The 19903-nt window shown below is 65.8% G+C and carries 18 protein-coding genes, 1 tRNA gene and 1 pseudogene; 12 read left to right on the forward strand and 8 right to left on the reverse strand.

Going from position 1 to position 19903, the window contains the following annotated elements; translation table 11 throughout:
* Positions 1–82 precede the first annotated feature (82 nt).
* Positions 83–902 (forward strand): annotated as a pseudogene (locus QT386_RS17965) (IS3 family transposase); the annotation flags it as partial.
* Between the two features lie 431 nt (positions 903–1333).
* Here the strand turns inward: QT386_RS17965 and QT386_RS17970 are convergent.
* Positions 1334–1579, reverse strand: coding sequence for a hypothetical protein (locus tag QT386_RS17970; protein ID WP_289275125.1), 246 nt, complete (start codon positions 1577–1579; stop codon positions 1334–1336).
* On the opposite strand from QT386_RS17970, the gene QT386_RS17975 reads away from it, so the two are divergent.
* Complete coding sequence (locus QT386_RS17975) at positions 1578–1991, forward strand: pilin (protein WP_289275126.1); 414 nt, start codon at positions 1578–1580, stop codon at positions 1989–1991. The two genes, QT386_RS17970 and QT386_RS17975, sit on opposite strands and share 2 nt — an antisense overlap.
* Positions 1992–2178: 187 nt before the next feature.
* Here QT386_RS17975 and QT386_RS17980 read toward each other — a convergent pair whose 3' ends face one another.
* From QT386_RS17980 to QT386_RS17995, 4 genes are all read right to left on the reverse strand, one after another.
* Positions 2179–4968: a valine--tRNA ligase gene (locus QT386_RS17980; RefSeq protein WP_289275127.1), complete on the reverse strand. Its 2790-nt coding sequence runs from the start codon at positions 4966–4968 to the stop codon at positions 2179–2181.
* A 138-nt stretch (positions 4969–5106) separates the two neighbouring features.
* A complete protein-coding gene (locus QT386_RS17985) occupies positions 5107–6576 on the reverse strand; it encodes a glycosyltransferase family 39 protein (RefSeq protein ID WP_289275128.1) in 1470 nt (489 codons plus the stop codon).
* Positions 6577–6584: 8 nt separating this feature from the next.
* Complete coding sequence (locus tag QT386_RS17990; RefSeq protein WP_289275129.1) at positions 6585–7019, reverse strand: DNA polymerase III subunit chi; 435 nt, start codon at positions 7017–7019, stop codon at positions 6585–6587.
* A gap of 52 nt (positions 7020–7071) precedes the next feature.
* Positions 7072–8589: a leucyl aminopeptidase gene (locus tag QT386_RS17995; protein WP_289275130.1), complete on the reverse strand. Its 1518-nt coding sequence runs from the start codon at positions 8587–8589 to the stop codon at positions 7072–7074.
* Positions 8590–8912: 323 nt separating this feature from the next.
* Between QT386_RS17995 and lptF the strand changes: the two genes are divergently transcribed.
* Positions 8913–9986: an LPS export ABC transporter permease LptF gene (gene lptF, locus QT386_RS18000; protein ID WP_289275131.1), complete on the forward strand. Its 1074-nt coding sequence runs from the start codon at positions 8913–8915 to the stop codon at positions 9984–9986.
* Complete coding sequence (gene lptG / locus QT386_RS18005; protein ID WP_289275132.1) at positions 9983–11056, forward strand: LPS export ABC transporter permease LptG; 1074 nt, start codon at positions 9983–9985, stop codon at positions 11054–11056. Before lptF ends, lptG begins: the two co-directional genes overlap by 4 nt.
* Positions 11057–11068: 12 nt before the next feature.
* Here lptG and QT386_RS18010 read toward each other — a convergent pair whose 3' ends face one another.
* The 3 genes from QT386_RS18010 to QT386_RS18020 all read right to left on the reverse strand — a co-directional run bounded on the left by QT386_RS18010 (position 11069) and on the right by QT386_RS18020 (position 12686).
* Positions 11069–11596 (reverse strand): RDD family protein, encoded by a 528-nt coding sequence (locus tag QT386_RS18010; protein ID WP_289275133.1) that lies wholly within the window; start codon positions 11594–11596, stop codon positions 11069–11071.
* Between the two features lie 72 nt (positions 11597–11668).
* On the reverse strand, positions 11669–12232 hold the full coding sequence (locus QT386_RS18015; protein WP_289275134.1) for a glutathione peroxidase: 564 nt from the start codon (positions 12230–12232) through the stop codon (positions 11669–11671).
* A 378-nt stretch (positions 12233–12610) separates the two neighbouring features.
* Positions 12611–12686, reverse strand: a tRNA-Glu gene (locus QT386_RS18020).
* A gap of 106 nt (positions 12687–12792) precedes the next feature.
* Here QT386_RS18020 and pcnB point away from each other — a divergent pair.
* The 8 genes from pcnB to pgi all read left to right on the forward strand — a co-directional run bounded on the left by pcnB (position 12793) and on the right by pgi (position 19880).
* A complete protein-coding gene (pcnB, locus tag QT386_RS18025; RefSeq protein WP_289275215.1) occupies positions 12793–14070 on the forward strand; it encodes a polynucleotide adenylyltransferase PcnB in 1278 nt (425 codons plus the stop codon).
* Entirely contained in the window at positions 14070–14543 is a 474-nt protein-coding gene (gene folK / locus QT386_RS18030) for a 2-amino-4-hydroxy-6-hydroxymethyldihydropteridine diphosphokinase (RefSeq protein WP_289275135.1), read from the forward strand. The genes pcnB and folK overlap by 1 nt, the downstream gene beginning before the upstream one ends.
* 7 nt (positions 14544–14550) lie before the next feature.
* Positions 14551–15180 carry a deoxynucleoside kinase gene (locus QT386_RS18035; protein WP_289275136.1) on the forward strand — a complete coding sequence of 210 codons (630 nt, stop codon included), beginning with the start codon at positions 14551–14553 and terminating at the stop codon, positions 15178–15180.
* A gap of 39 nt (positions 15181–15219) precedes the next feature.
* Entirely contained in the window at positions 15220–16041 is an 822-nt protein-coding gene (panB, locus tag QT386_RS18040; RefSeq protein WP_289275137.1) for a 3-methyl-2-oxobutanoate hydroxymethyltransferase, read from the forward strand.
* Positions 16038–16883 (forward strand): pantoate--beta-alanine ligase, encoded by an 846-nt coding sequence (gene panC / locus QT386_RS18045; RefSeq protein WP_289275138.1) that lies wholly within the window; start codon positions 16038–16040, stop codon positions 16881–16883. The genes panB and panC overlap by 4 nt, the downstream gene beginning before the upstream one ends.
* A gap of 158 nt (positions 16884–17041) precedes the next feature.
* Entirely contained in the window at positions 17042–17425 is a 384-nt protein-coding gene (panD, locus tag QT386_RS18050; protein WP_104231717.1) for an aspartate 1-decarboxylase, read from the forward strand.
* 60 nt (positions 17426–17485) lie between these two features.
* Positions 17486–18100 carry a TIGR02466 family protein gene (locus QT386_RS18055; protein ID WP_289275139.1) on the forward strand — a complete coding sequence of 205 codons (615 nt, stop codon included), beginning with the start codon at positions 17486–17488 and terminating at the stop codon, positions 18098–18100.
* Positions 18101–18236: 136 nt separating this feature from the next.
* Complete coding sequence (pgi, locus tag QT386_RS18060) at positions 18237–19880, forward strand: glucose-6-phosphate isomerase (protein WP_289275140.1); 1644 nt, start codon at positions 18237–18239, stop codon at positions 19878–19880.
* Positions 19881–19903: the final 23 nt, after the last annotated feature.

A 19903-nucleotide genomic window follows, 5' to 3' on the forward strand; every position in this document is an offset into this window, starting at 1 on the left:
ATCCGCTTCCTTCAGAAATCCGATGATCTGCTCTTCCGAATACCGCTTCTTCACGTCCGACCTCCTGGGGTCTTGGGTCGGACTCTAAACCACGGTGCTACTCAATTTTGGGGTAACGTCGCGCCGGGCCTGCAAGATCATGTCGATGTCGCGGACGTCGTTCACCTATCAACCCAAGGCGCGGGATTGCAGCGCGCTGCGGATGCGGATTCGGGAGATTGCCGCGAGCCGGGTGCATTACGGCTGTCCGCGCGTATTTGTCGTTCTGAGGCGGGAAGGCTGGCGACAACCACAAGCGCGTGCATCGGCTCTACAAGGCCGAGGGCTTGTCGCTGCGACATTGCCGACCTCGGCGCAGTCGAAGCGGCCGACGACGCCAGCCGAGGAAGGAAGCCTTCGCGCCTAATGATCTTTGGGGGATGGATTTCGTGAGCGACGCGCTGTTTGACGGCCGGCGCTTTCGAGCGCTGACCGTCGTTGATCACTATACCCATGAGTGCATCGACATCGTGGTTGACCAAGCGCTGCGCGGCGAGCACGTCGCGGCAGCGATGACGCGCCTTGTTGGGGAGCGCGGTCGACCCGCCGCGATCAAGGTCGACAACGGCAGCGAGTTTGCCGGCAAGGTCTTAGATCGGTGGGCCTATGAAAACGGCGTGGAGCTGGACTTCTCTCGACGCGGCACCCCGACGGATAACGCCCTGGTCGAGAGCTTCAACGGGCGCTTCCGGCAGGAGTGTCTTAACGAGCATTGGTTCTTGTCACTCGACGACGCGAAGGGCAAGATTGAGGCGTGGCGGCGTTTCTATAACGAGGAACGTCCTCACTCTGCACTGCAATGGCAGACACCTGCTGAATTCGCCCGACAACAAGGGGCCCAAGCGAGTTCGCGGGAGCGGTAACAAGGCCGGAATTTCCACTAATGGCCGGCACAGTTATCGGGGGTGGGTCACCCGTTGCGCTACGCGGGCTCCCCTGGTGGAGGGGCCCGGCGGGCAGCAATACCGTGTTGTTAATGAGTACCGACAGCAGGCGGACCCGGGACTCGTTCGCGGATGTGTGGCAGAGCCTTGCTGGGTTATCCGGCAATCGTTCTAGTGCGGGGGATTTTTGGAGCCGTGAGGGCATGGGCCGGGTGGGTGAGATCGTTCCCGGCATGCGATGGGCTTAGGTCGCTGCGTGACGACGTGGGGCTTGGCTCGATGAGGAATATCTTGCGCCCTGACGGATAGAACTCATAGCGGGGTTCCATTTTTTGCTTCACAGAAGTAGCCCGGTCGAAGTCCGGAGGCTGCGCATAGTAGCGAGCGGAAAATCCCGGATTGTATCCAGGCTACGCCACTGCAATGTATCGGTTGAAGGCGGCAATTCCTGGAGTATTTGCTGGCTTCATCGGGTGGATGTCGTATCCAGGAAGCAATGGAATGCTGCCGAAATTTGTCAGTGACTGACTATTCATGTTGGCCTCGCCGCTGCCGCGATTCGCCAACTCATTGATTCTCTTGATTGTGATCAGCAGGCATTGGTGGCATGCGCCGTGCCTCCATCCCTGCAACGCAAGCGGGGTGGAGATTCCCATGACGGTGGCTCACAAGGGCTTCACGTTGGTGGAGCTGATGATCGTAACGGCTATCGTTGCCATCCTGGCGTCCCTGGCCGTGCCTGCCTATCTGGAGTACGTGGTGCGTGGCCGGGTCGCAGAGCTGGTGTCGATCAGCGGGGATGCGCGGGCCCGGGTCACTGAGAACATCCTGACACGCGCTGGCCTGATCAATGCCGCGACCTGTGACGACGTCAATGCGATCAGCGTGGCCACAGAGAATACGGCGTCCCTGAGTTGTGCCGTGGGCGTGCTGACGGTGACCGGCACGGACAAGGCGCAGAACGTGGTGTTGACGTATACGCCCTCGGCCGTGGCCGGTGGCGCGGTCACCTGGCGCTGCGCGACGAATTCGGGTAGCGAGCGTTTCGTGCCGCCAGAGTGCCGGTGAGTGCAAAAGAGATTCTGGGGGCGGTAGGGGTGAAGGCGAGGTAGCGGGAAAGGGTGAGGGATGTGACGTTGCTAGCGGGGCTAGCAGCATCCCCCACCCGGATTCCGAGGCTTCGCGGCAGCAGCGTTCAGCGTGGGGCCTAGATATAAAAAAGCCCGCCATCGGCGGGCTCTTTTATATCTGCTGCTCAGAGCGCGCTGATCTTCTCGCTCTGCGCCTTCAGCGCCGCCATGTCCTGCTGCTGCTTGGCCAGCAGGTCGCGTCCTTGCTGCTGCACGTGCTCGGGTGCCTTGCCGAAATTGGGGTTGGCCACGCGGGCCTCGGTCTTGGCCATGTCGCCTTCCAGCTTGGCGATCTGCTTGGCCAAGCGGGCCAGTTCGGCATCCTTGTCGATGAGGCCGGCCATGGGCACCAGCAGAGTCATCTGGCCGAGCAGTGCGGTGGAGGATTCGGGGGCGGCTTCGCCGGCGGCGAGCACGCGCGGTGCCTCGACGCGGGCCAGGAACTGGATCGCATCCTGCAGGCGCGCCAGGCGGTCGCCGTCGGCGGCGCTGGCGTTCTGCAGCAGCAGCGGCAGCACCTTGCCGGGGGCGATGTCCATCTCGCCGCGGATCTGGCGCACGCCCAGGATGAAGCCCTTGAGCCACTCGATGTCGGCCTCGGCGGCTTCGTCGATCTTGGCGGTGTCGGCGACGGGGTACGGTTGCAGCATCAACGTGGGGCCGGTCTTGGCGGCCAGCGGGGCGACACGCTGCCAGATTTCCTCGGTGATGAAGGGCATCAGCGGGTGCAGCAGGCGCAAGGACGTTTCCAGCACGCGCACCAGCGTACGACGGGTGCCGCGCAGCACAGCCTCGTCGGTGGAACGCAGCGCCGGCTTGGACAGCTCGATGTACCAGTCGCAGTACTCGTTCCAGATGAACTGGTAGAGCGACTGCGACAGCAGGTCGAAGCGGTAGGTCTTGAAGTGCTCCGCGACCTCGGTCTCGAGCTTCTGCAGGCGCGAGACGATCCAGCGGTCGGCGGCGGAGAGGGTGTAGGGCAGGCTCTCGTTCTGACCGCAGTCTTGTCCTTCCGTGTTCATGAACACGTAGTTGGCGGCGTTCCAGATCTTGTTGCAGAAATTGCGGTAGCCGCCGGCGCGGCTGGCGTCGAAGCGCACGTCGCGGCCGGTGCTGGCCAGCGCGAGGAAGGTGAAGCGCAGCGCGTCCACGCCCACCGGCTCGATGCCGTTGGGATACTGGCGGCGCGTGGCGGCGTCGATCTTGGCGGCGAGCTGTGGCTGCATCAGGCCGGTGGTGCGCTTGCGCAGCAGGTCTTCCAGTGTGATGCCATCGACCAGGTCCAGCGGGTCCAGGACGTTGCCCTTGGACTTGGACATCTTGTTGCCCTCGGCGTCGCGCACCAGGCCGGTGATGTAGACCTCGCGGAACGGCACCTCGCCCATGAAATGCAGGCCCATCATGGCCATGCGGGCGACCCAGAAGAAGATGATGTCGAAGCCGGTCACCAGCACACTGGTGGGATACCAGCGCTTGAGGTCCTCGGTCGGATTCGGCCAGCCCAGGGTGGAGAACGGCCATAGCGCGGAGGAGAACCAGGTGTCGAAGGTGTCATCGTCCTGCGTCAGCGTCACGCTGTCGGCGAGCTCGTACTTTGTGCGTACCTCGGCTTCATTGCGGCCGACGTAGTGCTTGCCGTCCTCGTCGTACCAGGCGGGGATGCGATGACCCCACCAGAGGTTGCGCGAGATGCACCAGTCCTGGATGTTGCCCAGCCACTGGTCGTAGGTGTTGATCCAGTTCTCGGGCACGAACTGCATGCGGCCGTCTTTGGCGGCGGCCAGTGCCTGCGCGGCCAGGCCCTTCATGTCCACGAACCACTGGTCGGTGAGGAAGGGTTCCACGACAACACCGGTGCGGTCGCCGCGCGGCACCATCAGCTTGTGGTCGTCGATCTTCTCGACCAGGCCGAGCTTTTCCAGGTCCTCCACCACGCGCTTACGCGCATCGTAGCGTTCCAGGCCGCGGTAGGCGGCGGGCGCTTCGTCGTTGATGTGGGCGGTGGGGGTGAAAACGTTGATCAGCGGCAGCTTGTGGCGCTGGCCCACGGCGTAGTCGTTGAAATCATGCGCGGGGGTGATCTTGACCACGCCGGTGCCGAACTCGCGGTCGACGTAGTCGTCGCCGATCACTGGTATCTCGCGGTTGCACAGCGGCAGCTTCACGTTGCGGCCGATCAGGTGCTTGTAGCGCTCGTCTTCCGGATGCACGGCCACCGCGCTGTCACCGAGCATGGTCTCGGGGCGCGTGGTGGCGACGGTGAGATGGCCCGAGCCGTCGGCCAGCGGATAGCGGAAGTGCCAGAGGTTGCCGTTCTCTTCCTTGCTTTCCACCTCAAGGTCGGAGATCGCGGTGAGCAGCACCGGGTCCCAGTTGACCAGGCGCTTGCCGCGGTAGACCAGGCCGTCTTCGTGGAGCTTGACGAACTCCTCGGTGACGGCCTTGTTGAGCATCTCGTCCATCGTGAAACGCTCGCGCGTCCAGTCGACGGAGTTGCCCATGCGGCGGATCTGGTTGGTGATGGTATTGCCGGAGTATTCCTTCCACTCCCAGACCTTCTCCAGGAACTTCTCGCGGCCCATGTCGGTGCGCTTGATGCCCTGGGCAGCAAGCTGGCGCTCCACCACCATCTGGGTGGCAATGCCGGCGTGGTCGGTGCCGGGCAGCCACAGGGTGTCGTAGCCTGCCATGCGGTGGTAGCGTGTCAGTGCGTCCATCACCGAGTGCTGGAAGGCGTGGCCCATGTGCAGCGTGCCGGTGACGTTGGGCGGCGGGATCACGATGCTGTACGGCGGCATCGCGGCACGATCACCGCCACGGATCTGCGCCACGGTTTCGGGCGTGTACCAGCCGTTCTTTTCCCAGGCCTCGCACCAGCGGGATTCAATGGCGCGGGGGTCGTAGGTCTTGTCCATGGGATTCAGCGTCTTGTCGGGGGTTCGCGCGGCGCGCGAAACGGCCGCACAGATTACAAAAAAACGAAGCGGGCCGCAGTGGCCGCGCCTGCTTCTTGCCCCTGCAGGCCCGGGGAGAAATGGGCCTCATGGGGTGCCTCAGGGGCGCGGTTCGTATCCCTTGAACCCTTCCACGCGCCAGGCCTCGTAACGGCGGCGCAGGCCGGGATAGGACTCGGTCTCCAGATCCGGCAGACGCTCGAAGCGGCTGAAGCGCAGCAGGACCTCGGTAGCGGCCGGCCCGGCCGTTACCCAGAGGAAGGGACCGTCGTCACCCTGCTGCAAGGGCATGGTGAGCTGGTAATGATCCTGCGGCGGCTGGCCGGGGAGTACCCAGATTCGTGGGTCCTTCAGGGGGCGTGCGTAGTAGATCAGGGATGCCGTGAGTGGGCCGTCGTCCGTCAGCAGGCGCAGGTCACCGTATTCCTGGATTTCGCGCTGCGCCTGGTAGCCGATCTGGTCCCAGCCGCGAAGCTGCTGGAAGGCGTCGTAACGGGGCTCCAGGGGGCGGCCGGTAGCCTTGAGGACGGCCGGGTAGTGATAGAGCGCCATGCCCAGTACGGCATTCAGCTCCAGCGCCCGCAAGATCCAGGGCCGCTGTTCGCGGTACAGCGCCGCCACCAGCACGGCACCGGCCAGGTACAGCGGCGCGGCCCAGGTGGCGGAGGCATGGGTCAGCAGGGCGATACCGCAGATCAGCAGCAGCGGCGCGGCGCAGAAGGCCAGCAGGAAGCGCAGTTCGCGCGTGCCGCGGCGCCACATCGGCAGGCGGGCCAGTCCCAGCACCAGCAACGCAAGGCTGAGCGGGCCGAAGATGCCGAACTGGGCGACGAAGAATTCGAACAGGGCGCCCGGATGGACCAGGGACTCGCCCAGCTGTGAGATCTCCGCATGGATCCGGTAGGTCACCAGGTCGTGCTCCAGGTTCCACAGCACGTTGGGCAGCAGCACCAGTGCGGCGATGCCGGCGGCGACGTACAGGCGGGGGTTGAGCAGCAGCCGGTGCTCGGCAGGGTGGCCCAGGGCAAAGGCCAGCACGCCGAAGACGAAGAAGGACATGCTGTAGCGCGACAGCAGGCCCAGGCCGCAGCAGAGGCCCAGCAGCAGCCAGTCACGCCAGCGGTTGCCCTGCACGGCGGCCCACAGGAACCACAGCGCGGCCGCCCAGGCCAGCAGCAACGGCACGTCGGGAGTGACCACGAAAGCGGACAGGAACAGTGCCGGCATCAGCAGGAACAGCAGAGCGGCATCGCGGCCAGTAGCAGGGTCGTAGAGCCTGCGGCCCAGGGCGTAGACCAGCAGGGTGGTCAGGGGGTAGAGCAGCAGCGGAATGGCCTTGATCACGCGCTCCGCGTCGCTGGCCCAGAGCTCCCCGGCCAGGTGGATCAGCCAGGCGATCATCGGCGGCTTGGAGTAGTAACCCCAGTCCGGCGACTGTGCCCAGGTCCAATACAGGGCCTCCTCGCTGGAAAGGCTGATGCCGTCCGCCAGTGTCCAGGCCCAGTATCGGTACAGCGACACGGCGACCGCCAGCAGAAACAGCGGCCAGGGGCGTGCCAGGAGGTTCATGCAGGCCCTCAGAGATTGTGGGTCTTCAGCTCGTAGCCGCGGTCGCGGTAGAACTTGTAGCGCTCACGCGACTTGGCCCGTGCCTCGGGGTTGCCGGAAACCAGTTCCAGCACGCGATCGAAGCGGCTGAAGTAGCCCGGCACTTCCAGGCTCAGGTTGATCAGGGCGCCATGGTGCGTTTCCGGCGGCTCGCCGTCACCGATCAGCACGGCCGGCAACGGCTCCTCCGGCGGGCGGCCCAGGTAACGCTCGTGGGAGATGAAGCCGGCCCCCTGCTGGAAGCTCCAGAGGGCGCCGTCGAGTTCGTCCGCCAGGCTGGCGCCCGGCGCGTTGACATAGACCTTCATGCCGGCGCCGGTTGCCTTCTCGCAGAGCTTGCAGGCAGTCAGCACGCTGTTCTCGGTGCTGCCTTCCGGCAGGATGTAGAAGTCGATGCGGGTCATGGCGGTGTGCGGCGTCGCCGGGGCGGGTGCCCCTGGCGACCGCCACCCTGTCTCATTCCTCGGTCTTCTTGGCGGCGACGTTGATGAGCCATTGGCTCAGCTGCGGCACCGGGCGGCCGCTGGCCTTCTTGCCGACCCAGGCGGTGCCGGCGATGTCCAGGTGCGCCCACTTCATCTTGCGGGTGAAGCGGTGCAGGAAGGTGGCGCCGATGATGGCGCCGGCCTCGCGGCCGCCGCGGGTGGCGATGTTGGCCACGTCGGCGAAGTCGCTGCGGATGTTCTCGTCGTACTCCGGCCACATCGGCAGTTCCCAGGCGCGGTCGCCGATCTGCTCGCCGGCCGCCAGCAGGGCGCGGGCCAGGGCGGAGTTGTTGGCGAACAGGCCGGAGGCGTGCGAGCCCAGGGCCACCACGCAGGCGCCGGTCAGCGTGGCCATGTCCACGCAGAGGCTGGGCTCGTAGAACTTCTCGGCGTAGGTCAGCGCGTCGCAGAGGATCAGGCGGCCTTCCGCGTCGGTGTTGAGCACCTCGATGGTGATGCCGGCCATGCTGGTGACGATGTCGCCCGGCTTGACCGCGTCTCCGTTGATCAGGTTTTCCGTGGCGGGAACGATGCCCACCACATTCAGCGGCAGCTTGAGCTCGGCGATGGCGGTCAGCGCGCCGAACACCGAGGCGCCGCCGCACATATCGAACTTCATCTCGTCCATCTGCGCGGCGGGCTTGATCGAGATGCCGCCGGCGTCGAAGGTCAGGCCCTTGCCGACCAGCGCGATGGGCTTTTCGTCCTTGGGGCCGTGCAGGTATTCCATGATGATCAGCTTGGGCGGCTGGCTGGAGCCGCGGGCCACGGACAGGAACGAGCCCATGCCGAGCTTCTCCATCTCCGCCGTGTCCAGCACCTTGGTCTTGATGCCGGAGCCGGCCTTGCCGATCTTCAGGGCCTGCTCGGCCAGGTAGGTGGGGGTGCAGAGGTTGCCCGGCAGGTTCGCCAGGTTCTTGGCCAGGTTCACGCCCTTGGCGATGGCCAGTGCTTCGGCCAGGCCCTTCTCGCCGGCCGGCAGGTCGGAGCGGCGCGGCACGTCGAAGGTGTAGCGCTCCAGCTTGGAGACGGGCAGGTCCTCGCGCGCCTTCTCTCCACGGCACTCGTCGAAGCGGTAGTAGGTGTCCTCGGTCACCAGGGCGGCCTGCTGCACGTTCCACTGGTAGTCGCGGCCCTTGATGGGCAGGTGGGTGATGAAGTTCACCGCGTCGATCGAGCCCGTGGCCCGCAGCGCCTTGGCGCTGGCGATCATGGCCTTGCGGAAGGCGGCCTCGTCGAAGCTGCGCTCCTTGCCCAAGCCCACCAGCATTACGCGGTCAGCGAAGGTGCCGGGCACGTTGTGCAGCAGCAGGGTCTGGCCCAGTTTGCCGTCCATATCGCCACGACGCATGACGCTGCCGATGATGCCGTCGCCAGCGCGGTCGATGGTTTCGGCGGCTTCGGAGGGCGCGCGGCGGTCAAAAATGCCAACAATGACGCAGGCAACGCGCTGCTTCTCGGGATTGCCGCTCTTTACGAAATATTCCATGAACTCACCTGACGCCTGCCGTCCGGGTAGGGCCCGGGCCGGGATTCTGTTGTGGGTGCTCGCTGAGGGAAAAAGCCTGCCGCTGCCGCCCGGCGCGCCGGAGCGCGGCAAGGGGAGGGGCGGCCGGCATTGTATCGGCAATTTTTTTGCCTACCAAGCTATATTCGTGAATTACGGTAGTTATTTGGTAGGATTTTTTGGTCTCCATGGACCCCAGGCGGGAAATGCCCTGTTTTCGCCCGCAGGCGTACAGTTATCCGCCGGAAGGGTGACACGGGCCCCGGGATCGGCATAATTGCGATCCGCCCCCATCGCCGGACCCCATGCGACTCGGCATTCTCGGACGCTATCTGCTGCGCGAAGCCGCCGGCGCCCTCGTCGCGGTAGCGCTGGTGCTGCTGGCGATCATGATCTCCGCGCAATTTGCCCGTTACCTGGCCCAGGCGGCCGGCGGGACGCTGCCCAAGGACCTGCTGCTGAGTGTGGTCGCCCTCACCAGCCTGCAGTACCTGATGATCCTGATCCCCTTCTCCGCGCTGATGGCGGTGATGCTGACGCTGGGGCGCCTCTACAAGGACCAGGAGATCGCCGCCATGAACGGCTGCGGCGTCGGCGGTGGGCGCCTGTATCGGCCGTTCGTGATGCTGGCGGTGGGCATGGCGCTGCTGGCGGGTGCCTTCAGCTTCCAGGTCGGTCCCTGGGCGGGGCGCCAGGCGGATTTCCTTCTCAAGGACGGCCGCTGGCTGGTGCAGTTCAATCCCTTCGAGGCGGGGCGCTTCAAGGAAGTGGGGAACGGCCGCGCCGTGTTCTACACCGACCGGGTCGACGACAGCGGCAACCAGTTGGGCATGGTCTTCGGCGAACTGCAGGACGAGGATGGCAGCAGCGCGCTGACGGCGCGATCCGGACGCTATGTCCAGGACGCCGACGGCAGCCGCCATCTGGTGCTGGAGGATGGCTGGCGCTTCCAGGGCGAGCCGGGCAAGGGCGCCTACGACATCACGCACTACCGGACCCTCACCTCGCGTATCCAGCTGCCGGAATTCGTCTACAAGTCCGAAGCGCGCAAGGTCAAGCCGACCCTGGAACTGCTGGGCTCCAGCGACCCCGCCGACCGTGCCGAATGGCACTGGCGCCTGGCTTCGCCGATCAGCGTGTTCCTGATGATCCTGATCGCGGTGCCGTTGTCGCATATCGCGCCGCGACAGGGCCGCTATGGCAAGGTCGTGATCGGCATCGTGGTGTACCTGCTGTATTCCAACCTGCTGACCTTTGGCCAGACCTACCTGGCCAAGGGCAAGATGCCGGAGGTGCTGGGCCTGTGGTGGATCCATGCCATGGCAGCCGCACTGGCTCTGACGCTGATCGCCAAGCGCGAGGGCTGGATGCGCAAATGATCCTCATCAGTCGTCTCGACCGCTACATCATGGGGCACATCTTCGGCCTCACCGCAATCGCCGCACTCGCGCTGTCGGCGATCTATACCTTCATCACCTTCGTGTCCGAGTCCGGCGACATCGGCAAGGGCAACTACGGCGTCTGGCAGTTGGCGGGCTACGTGCTGTGGCAGATTCCCACCAGCCTTCATGTATTGCTGCCGATCATTGCCCTGTTGGGCACCCTGATGGGCCTGGGCACGCTTGCGGCGCAGAACGAGATCACCGCCATGCGCGCGGCTGGCATCTCGCTGACCCGCATCGGCCGCGCCACGCTGATGGCAGGCCTGGTGATTGGCGCCATCAACCTGGTGCTGGGCGACTGGCTGGCGCCGATGGGCAAGCAGAATGCCACCGAACTGCGCGAGCAGTACCGTCGCGGGCGTGTGCCGGGCTCCATCGACCAGCCCGTCTGGCTGCGCGAGGGCAATGTCATCCTGCATGTCGGCCAGGTGAAGACCGAGACCGAGGTGGCGGATATCGTCGCCTACAGCCTGCGGCCGGACCTGGGTCTGGCGGCGGTGGTGCATGCCGAGGAGGCCAGCTACGTGGACGGCCACTGGCAGGCGCGCAAGGTACGCCGCACGGATTTCGGCGAGGCCGGCGCCAAGGTGGCCGAACTGCCGGAGATGGTCTGGGAGGGAAACATCTCGCCGGAGGTGCTGCGGCTGGTGATGCTCAAGTCCAATGCCATCAGCATCCGCGGCCTGATGAGCCTGACCAGTTATCTCCAGGCCAATGACCTGGACGACGGCCAGTATCGCCTGGAGCTCTACCGCAAGCTGATGGCGCCGTTCACGGTCATGGCCATGATGCTGTTCGCCGTGCCCTTCGTGATGGGGTCCCTGCGCGATACCGGTACCGGGCAGCGCTTGTTGTTCGGTGTTCTGGTGGGCGTGGCCTTCTACATGGCCAACGAAGTCACCGCCAATACCGGCCAGATTGGCGGCTGGCCACCGATACTGTCCGCAGGCCTGCCTACCTTCCTGCTCGGCGGCATCGCGGCCTGGCGGCTGATGCGGGCTCGCTAGCGCCGGCTGGTTCTAGGCCTTCTGCTTCGGTTCCACCACCACTTCGCAGCCGCTGAGCCAGTCCTGCGGTGCGCGCTTGCGCGCGTCCAGCAGGCTCAGCACGAAGGCGCCCGTCAGGATCGCCAGCACGGCGACGCCGGGCAGTTCGTAGTTGGGATGCCGGGCGGCGAGCGTGGGGGACGACAGCAGCGCCACCGCGATCATGGGGGCGCCCCAGACCACACTCATCACGGCATAGCGCACTGCTGCGGTGGGCCAGCGCAGCGCGCTGCCGTCGAGCCGGCGGACCCGCAACTGCCAGACACGCATGCCCAGCGTCTGGCCGCCGTTGGTCCAGGAGCCGCCGAAGAAACCCAGGCCCACCGCGAACAGGCAGAACCTGAGGGCCTTTTCGTTTTCATTGGCCTCTACTCCAAGCGCCCAGCAGCCGATCCCGAAGAAGATCACCGTGGCGAAGGCCAGGCCTACGAGCAGCAGGCCGTCGTACACGGCAGCAGTTAGGCGCCGCCACAGCGGCGCGGGGAGGGTGGTCTCGGTCACGATCGATCAGGGTCTGGGTGCGTCAGGGGCGCGCAGCATACCCGCCGGGGCGCCCGGCCTGCACCCCGGCGTTCAGGGCGCCTTGGCCGCGAGCGCCGTCTCGATCGCCTGCACCAGCTTGGGGTCCTCCGGCTTGGTGCGCGACGACCAGACCTCGATCGGTTGGCCGTCCCGCCCGATCAGGTACTTGTAGAAATTCCACTTGGGCGCCGTATCGGTGCGCTTGATCAGGGCCGCGAACAGCGGGTTGGCCTTGTCGCCGCGCACATCACTCTTTGTGAACATGGGGAAGCTCACGCCGAAGTTGAGCTTGCAGAACTTCTGGATCTCCTCGTCGCTGTCCAGTTCCTGTCCAGCGAACTGGTCCGAGGGGAAGCCCAGGACCACCAGGCCTTTGTCCTTGTAGGTCTTCCAGAGCTTTTCCAGCCCTTCGTACTGCGGGGTGAAGCCGCATTGGCTGGCGGTGTTCACCACCAGCACCACCTTGCCGCCGTAGGTCTCGCAGAGCGGCTCGACCGGGCCGAGCAGGCGCTTGGCGGAGGCGTTCAGGGGGCTGTTGGCCGGGCAGGCAGCGCTCGCCATGGGGGCGGCGGCGAGCAGGGCGAGTGTAAGGAGGAGGGGGCGGGCGAGGCGCATGGGGGGCTCCGAGGGGCTTTGAGACGGAGGATACGATGGAAAGAAGGGTATGGAGGCGGTGAACGCGGGTTCTCCCTATGTTGCTGGCGGGAGCGGGGTGGTGTGTTGGCGGTACGCACCTCGCCGCCGATTGAGAGGCCCTCACCCGGCGCTCCGCGCGACCTCTCCCAGAGGGAGAGGTAAGAAGTGTGGCCCTACCGGGATTGTCAGGCCCATCCATGGGCCTGACCCTCGGCCTTGCCGAGGGCTGCTGGCGCTTTGCGCCAGCGCGCCGGATCGCTCCTGGCGATCCGGTCGAACCCTGCGGGTTCTCATCCCGGTGTCGCGCCAAACGCGCACAAAAAAGCCCCCTTGCGGGGGCTGTTTTTGCTGCTTGTTTGGCGCTCCTACCGGGATTCGAACCCGGGTTTAAGCCTTGAGAGGGCTCCGTCCTAGGCCTCTAGACGATAGGAGCATGTTTCAGGCGACAACAAGGGCGCGTATTATACGCAGCGTTTCGCGCCTCTCAAGGCCCTGATCAAAAAAAACATTAGCAGGTACCCACCATCGAACCCCAGCGCATTCCCCGCGCCGAGCATCCCATCTCCCGCTCGCAGCTTTCCAGCGCGGCGCTCAAGACGCTCTACACCCTCAAGGACGCCGGCTACGAGGCCTATGTGGTCGGTGGCGGCGTGCGCGACCTGCTCGCCGGCATCGAGCCCAAGGACTTCGACATTGCGACCAACGCCCATCCGGAGCAGATCCGGCAGGTGTTCCGCAGTTGCCGCCTGGTGGGCCGCCGTTTCCTGATCGCCCATGTGCGCTTCGGTGACGAAATCCTGGAGGTCACCACCTTCCGTGGCCCGATCACGGATTCCCACGAGCGCGACGAGACCGGCCGCATCCTCTCGGACAATCAGTACGGCAACCTGGAGCAGGACGCCTTCCGCCGCGATTTCACGGTCAATGCGCTGTACTACGACATCCGCGACTTCTCCATCGTGGACTTCGCCGGCGGCCTGCAGGACTGCAAGGACGGCGTGATCCGCCTGATCGGCGATCCGGAACTGCGCTACCGTGAGGACCCGGTCCGCATGCTGCGGGCGGTCCGCATTGCCAACAAGCTGAAATACCGCATCGAGCCGGCCAGCGCCGAGCCAATCCGCCGCCTCTCCGCGCTGCTGCAGGAAATCCCGGCGGCGCGCTTGTTCGACGAGGTGCTCAAGCTGCTGCAGAGCGTCGACGGCGTGGCCAACTTCGAAGGACTGCGCGAGCACGGGCTGTTCGGGCAGTTGTTCCCTTATACCGAATCCATGCTGCGCTACCCGCGTGCGCTGGACTTCGTGAAGCGTGCCCTGGGCAACACCGCCGAGCGCGTGCGCACCGACATGCCGGTCAGCCCGGCCTTCCTCTACGCCGCGCTGCTGTGGCCGGCGGTGGCTGCCCAGGTCAACACTCTGGTCGGCCGTGACGGCAAGCATCCCAACGTGGCGATCGCCGAGGCCTCCGAGATCGTGCTGTCGCAGGCGATCCAGCGCGTGGCGATCCCCAAGCGCTTCTCGGTGCCGATGCGCGAAATCTGGGCCATGCAGACCCGTTTCGACGGCCGCCGTGGCGGCCGTGCCCAGCGCCTGATGACCCACCCGCGCTTCCGTGCGGCCTACGACTTCCTGCTGCTGCGCGCGGCCGTCGGCGAGGCGCCGCAGGAGCTGGCGGACTGGTGGACCGAGGCCCAGAAGGGCGCGGAACTGCCCCCTGTGCCGACGGACGAGGACTCGCCGGGTGAGGGCAACGGGCCCAAGCGCCGCCGCCGTCGCGGTGGGCGTGGGCGCCGCCGTCCGGCAGCCTCCACGGACTGATGCCGCTCGCCTATATCGGCCTGGGCGCCAATCTCGGCCAGCCGGCCGAGCAGGTATTGCAGGCCCTGGCTGGTCTCGGCAGCTGTGGCCGCGTGCTGGCGCAATCCCCCCTGTACCGCACAGCCCCGCTGGGCGAGCCCGGGCAGCCGGACTACTGCAACGCCGCCTGCGTGCTCGATACCGGGCTGACGCCGCGGCAGCTCATGGATCGCCTGCTGGACCTGGAACGCTGCGCGGGGCGGGTGCGCGATGGCCGGCGCTGGGCGGCACGACGCCTCGACCTGGACCTGCTGCACTACGAAGGCGTGACGCTGGATTCGCCGGAGCTGTGCCTGCCGCATCCGCAGATCGGCCGGCGCAACTTCGTGCTGGCGCCGCTGGCCGACGTGGCTCCCGACCTGGAAATCCCCGGGGTGGGCCGCGTGGCCGATGCCGCGCAGGCGCTGGGCCGGGCCGGCCTGCAGCCCTGGTAGCAGGCCGATGAACTATTACGCCATCGAAGGGCCCATCGGTGCGGGCAAGAGCACGCTTGCGCGCCTGCTGGCGGCGGAGCTGGGCTACGAGTTGCTGCTGGAGCGCCCGGAGGACAACCCCTTCCTGCCGCGCTTCTACCGTGATCCGGCCAGCGGCGCGCTGCCGGCGCAGCTGGCCTTCCTGCTGCAGCGGGCGGGGCAGGCCGAGCAACTGCAGCAGCCGGACCTGTTCTCCCGGGGCTGCGTGGCGGACTTCCTGTTCGACAAGGACCGGCTGTTCGCCGAGCTGACGCTGGAGCACGCCGACTTCGAGCTGTACCTGAAGGTGTTCGAGCGCCTGGCCTGGAATGTGCCGCCGCCGAAGCGGGTGATCCACCTCACCGCCCCGCCGGAGCTGCTGCTGGAACGCATCGCCCGGCGCGGACGGGAGTACGAGGTGTCGATCGAGGCGGACTACCTTCTGCGCCTATCCGCGGCCTACCGCCGCTATTTCAGCCAGTACGCGCCGGCTCCGGTCATCGAGGTGGACACGGCACGCTTCGATTTCCTGCATTCGCGGGCGGATTTTTGCGAACTTCTGTCAGCTTTGGGCGAGGACGGCGACGGGCTGCGATTGCCGCGGGACCATTTGCTATAGTCGCGCCGCTTTCGGAGCCCCCCTATTTTCGGAGCCCGTATGGAACCCGCCAAGACCGTGAACGTTTCCGAGCTGCGCCGCATGCGCGAGGCCGGCGAGAAGATCGCCTGCCTGACCTGCTACGACGCCAGCTTCGCCCTGATCCAGGACCGCGCCGGCGTCGACATGATCCTGGTGGGTGACTCGCTGGGTATGGTCATCCACGGCGGCAATACCACCACGCCGGTGACGGTGGCGGACATCGCCTATCACTCGCGCTGCGTCGCCCCGCACCTGAAACGCGCCTTCCTGGTGGCGGACCTGCCGTTCCTGTCCTATGCCACCCTGGAGCGCGCGCTGGATGCCAGCCTGCGCCTGATGCAGGAGGGCGGCGCCAAGATGGTGAAGCTCGAGGGCGGCCGCGAGCAAGCCAGCATCGTCGAGTACCTGTCGGTGCGTGGTGTGCCGGTCTGTGCGCACCTGGGCCTGCGCCCGCAGTTCGTGCACAAGATGGGGGCCATGAAGGTGCAGGGCAGGGACGAGGAGGCTGCTCGGGAAATGCTCCACGATGCCGAGGTTCTGGCCAAGGCTGGCGCCGACCTGCTGCTGCTGGAATGCGTGCCGGCCGAGCTGGGGCGCCGCATCACCGAGGCATCCCCGGTGCCGGTGATCGGCATCGGTGCCGGCCAGGACGTGGATGGCCAGATCCTGGTGATGCACGACATCCTCAACATCTCGCCGATGGTGACGCTGGGTCGCAAGCCGCGCTTCGTCAAGAATTACATGACCGGTGGCGTCGACATCGAAACGGCCATCCGCAACTACGTCGCCGAGGTCAAGAGCGGCGCCTATCCCGCCCCCGAGCACTGCTTCCTGAAGTGAAGACCGTCCGCACCGTCGCCGAGCTGCGCGCCCAGGTTTCCGAGTGGCGCCGTGCCGGCCAGCGCGTCGCCTTCGCGCCGACCATGGGCAATCTCCACGCGGGCCACCTGAAGCTGATCGCGGGCGGACACAAGCTGGCCGACCGGGTCGTATCCAGCGTCTTCGTCAACCCGCTGCAGTTCGGGCCCACCGAGGACTTCGGGCGCTACCCGCGCACGCTGCCGGATGACCAGCAGCGGCTGGAGTCGGTGAACTGCGACCTGCTGTTCGCGCCCACGGTGGACGAGATGTACCCGAATGGCCGCGAGCACCTTTGCCAGGTGTCGCTGCCGCACTACTCGACGATCCTGGAAGGGCATTTCCGCCCGGGCCACTTCGATGGCGTGACCACCGTGGTCAACATCCTGTTCAACCAGGTGCAGCCCGACGTGGCCCTGTTCGGCGAGAAGGACTACCAGCAGCTGCTGGTGATCCGGCGCATGGTGTCGGACCTGCACCTGCCGATCGAGATCGTCGGCGTGCCGACCGAACGTGAGACGGACGGCCTGGCGATGTCTTCGCGAAATCAATACCTTGCCGCTGACGAGCGGCGTACCGCCGCTCAGATTCACGCCACACTGACCGAAATCGCCGACGCGATCCGGGCGGGCAGGCGCGATTTTGGCGAACTTTGCGCCCAGGGCCTGGGGCGGCTGCTCGCCGCCGGCTTCAAGCCGCAGTACCTGGAAGTCCGCAATCCCCAGCTCGACCCGCCGGGCGCCCAGGATGACGCGTTCGTCGTGCTGCTGGCCGCGTTTCTCGGCAAGACCCGCCTCATCGACAATCTCGTCGTGAAGCTTTGATGAACGATCGGAATCGGGTAAACTGAGCTGCCGCTTGCGACCCAGGTCACAAGCCCGGGCGTATGTCTTAGTGGGCCGCCCGTTTCGACCCAAACCGCGTATCAGGTGCATGTCTTAGTGGGCCACCGGATTCGCAGACCCTTCAGAGGACATACGCCATGCATCTCCATATGCTCAAGTGCAAGCTGCACCGTGCGCGAGTAACGCACGCCGAGCTGGACTACGACGGTTCCTGTGCCATCGACGGCAAGCTGCTCGATCTCGCCAACATCCTCGAGTTCGAGAAGATCGACATCTACAACATCACCAACGGCGAGCGCTTCACCACCTACGCCATCCGCGCCGAGGAAGGCTCGGGTATCATCTCGGTCAACGGCGCCGCAGCCCACAAGGCCCGCGTCGGCGATCGCGTGATCATTGCCGCCTATGCCCAGATGGACGAGGCTGCTGCCCGCCAGCTCAAGCCGCGCCTGGTCTATCTCGACGAGGAAAACCGCGTGGTCCGCACCGCCAACACCATTCCCGTGCAGATGGCCGCTTAAGCGCCTTCCGGTTCGAAAGACGCCCGCGCAAGCGGGCGTTCTCGTTTCAGGCATCCAGACATGTCCAATACCAAGGCCTGGTTTCCAACGCTGATCTACCACGCGCCACTGCAGCGCGAGGGTCTGCGTGCGTTCAACAACGAGTTGCTGCGCGAGGCGGAGCAGATCCGTGACTACGACGAAGCCGGGCGGCGCTGGTCGGAAAAGAGTTATCCGGGCGGCTACACCAGCTACGGGTCGCTGGATCGGCTGCACCAGTTCTCCTCCAGCTTCGATACCCTGCGGCGGTCGGTGGACCGTCATGTGCGCGCCTATGCGCGCAAGCTGGAGTGGGACCTGCGCGGCGGCCGACTGGGGATGAGCGACTGCTGGCTCAACATCATGCCCCGCGGTTGCGCCCATAGCTTCCACCTGCATCCGCACGCGGTGATCAGCGGCACCTACTACCTGCGCGTGCCGCGCGGGGCGCCGGGGCTCAAGTTCGAGGATCCGCGCCTGTCGCGGATGATGGCGGCACCGATGCGCAAGGCCGGCAGCCCCGGGCAGGCCCATATCGTCTATCCGGCCAAGGCCGGCAGCCTGATCCTGTTCGAAAGCTGGCTGCGGCACGAGGTGCCCCCCAATCCGGTGGACGAGGAGCGGGTGAGCGTCAGCTTCAACTATCACTGGAACTGATTTTCCAGGGAGTTCAGGGCCGATTCAGCCATACCATGTTGTCTTTATGACGACTGTCGCACCGGGGCCTGGGGTCGTGAATTACACTGTCGCCAAAAGAAGCGTATCGACCGCCACCAGCAGCGTATCGACTCCGATGACGACCGCCCTCATTCAAACCCCGGCCTGGCGCCGGCTGCAGAACCATGCGCAGGCCATGAAGGGCCGGCGTATCACGGACCTGTTCGACAATGATCCGAAGCGTGCTGCGGACTTTTCCGCATCGTTGGAAGGGATTCGCCTCGACTACTCAAAGCAGTTGATTGATCGAGAGGGCCTGGGTTTCCTGATGGCTTTGGCCCGCCAGCAGGACCTGCCAGGCTGGATCCAGCGCATGGCGGCGGGCGAGACGCTCAATGCCACCGAGGGACGTGCCGCCGGGCACATGGCCCTGCGGGGTGCCGCCGGCAGCCGCATGGAAGTGCAGGGTGCGGACGTGATGCCCGCCGTGCATGCAGTGCGCCAGCGCATGAATGCCTTCGCCGAGCGCGTGCGCAGCGGGCAATGGCGCGGGTACTCCGGCCAGACCATCCAGGACGTGGTCAACATCGGCATCGGCGGCTCGGATTACGGCCCCCGCATGGTTCGCGAGGCCCTGCGCGACGAGGCCGACGGCCCCCGCATCCATTTCGTCAGCAACGTCGACGGCGCCCAGATCGGCGGCCTGCTGCGCTGGCTGGACCCGGCACGCACCCTGTGGATCGTGACCTCCAAGACCTTTACCACCCAGGAGACGATGACCAACGCGCATACCGCGCGTCGCTGGCTGGTGCAGCATGCCGGTGAAGAAGCCATCTCACGCCATTTCGTCGCCGTGTCCACCAACCGCGCCGAGATCGAGCGCTTTGGTATCGACCCGGCCAACATGTTCGAGTTCTGGGACTGGGTTGGCGGCCGCTATTCGTTGTGGTCAGCGGTAGGCCTGGCAATCCTGCTCAGCGTGGGGCCGGCTCGTTTCGACGCCCTCCTGGAGGGAGCGCGGGCCATGGATCAGCATTTCGTGTCGGCGCCGCTGGAGCGGAACCTGCCGGTACTGCTGGCCCTGATCGCGATCTGGAACTTCAATTTCCTCGACTACGGCACGCAGGTGGTGGTGCCCTATGCACAGCGCCTGGACAAGTTCATCGGCTGGCTGCAGCAGCTGGAACTGGAGTCAAACGGCAAGACGGTGACGCGCGACGGCGCCAGGGTGAACTACCGCACGTCTGTGGAGCTCTGGGGCGATGTCGGCAGCAATGCGCAGCACGCGTTCTTCCAGACCCTGCACCAGGGGCCGCGCGTGCATCCGGTGGACTTCATCCTGCCGATGCAGGGGGCCCCGGGCCTGGACGAGCATCATCGCATCCTGGTGGCCAACTGCCTGGCGCAGAGTGCCGCGCTCATGCGGGGCAAGACGCCGGCCCAGGTGCATGAGGAACTGCACGGCAAGGGGCTATCCGGCGAGGCGCTGGAGAGCGCCGTGCCGCACCGGGTGTTTTCCGGCAACCGCCCCAGCAATACGCTGCTGCTGCCAAGGCTGGATGCCTGGCACCTCGGCGCCCTGCTGGCGCTCTACGAGCACCGCACCTTCGTCGAAAGCGTGATCTGGGAGATCAATGCCTTCGACCAATGGGGCGTCGAGCTCGGCAAGCAGCTGGCACAGGATGTCCTCAAGGCGATGGACGGAAAGGATGCCGGCCTGGATCCCTCTACCATCGCCTTGCTCGAACAGGTCAGGCGGAGTACCCAGGGGCAGGCCTGACCCACCCCGACTTTCTACACAAG

Origin of the sequence: Solimonas sp. SE-A11 (assembly GCF_030345715.1) — a bacterium.
Lineage (GTDB): Bacteria > Pseudomonadota > Gammaproteobacteria > Nevskiales > Nevskiaceae > Solimonas_A.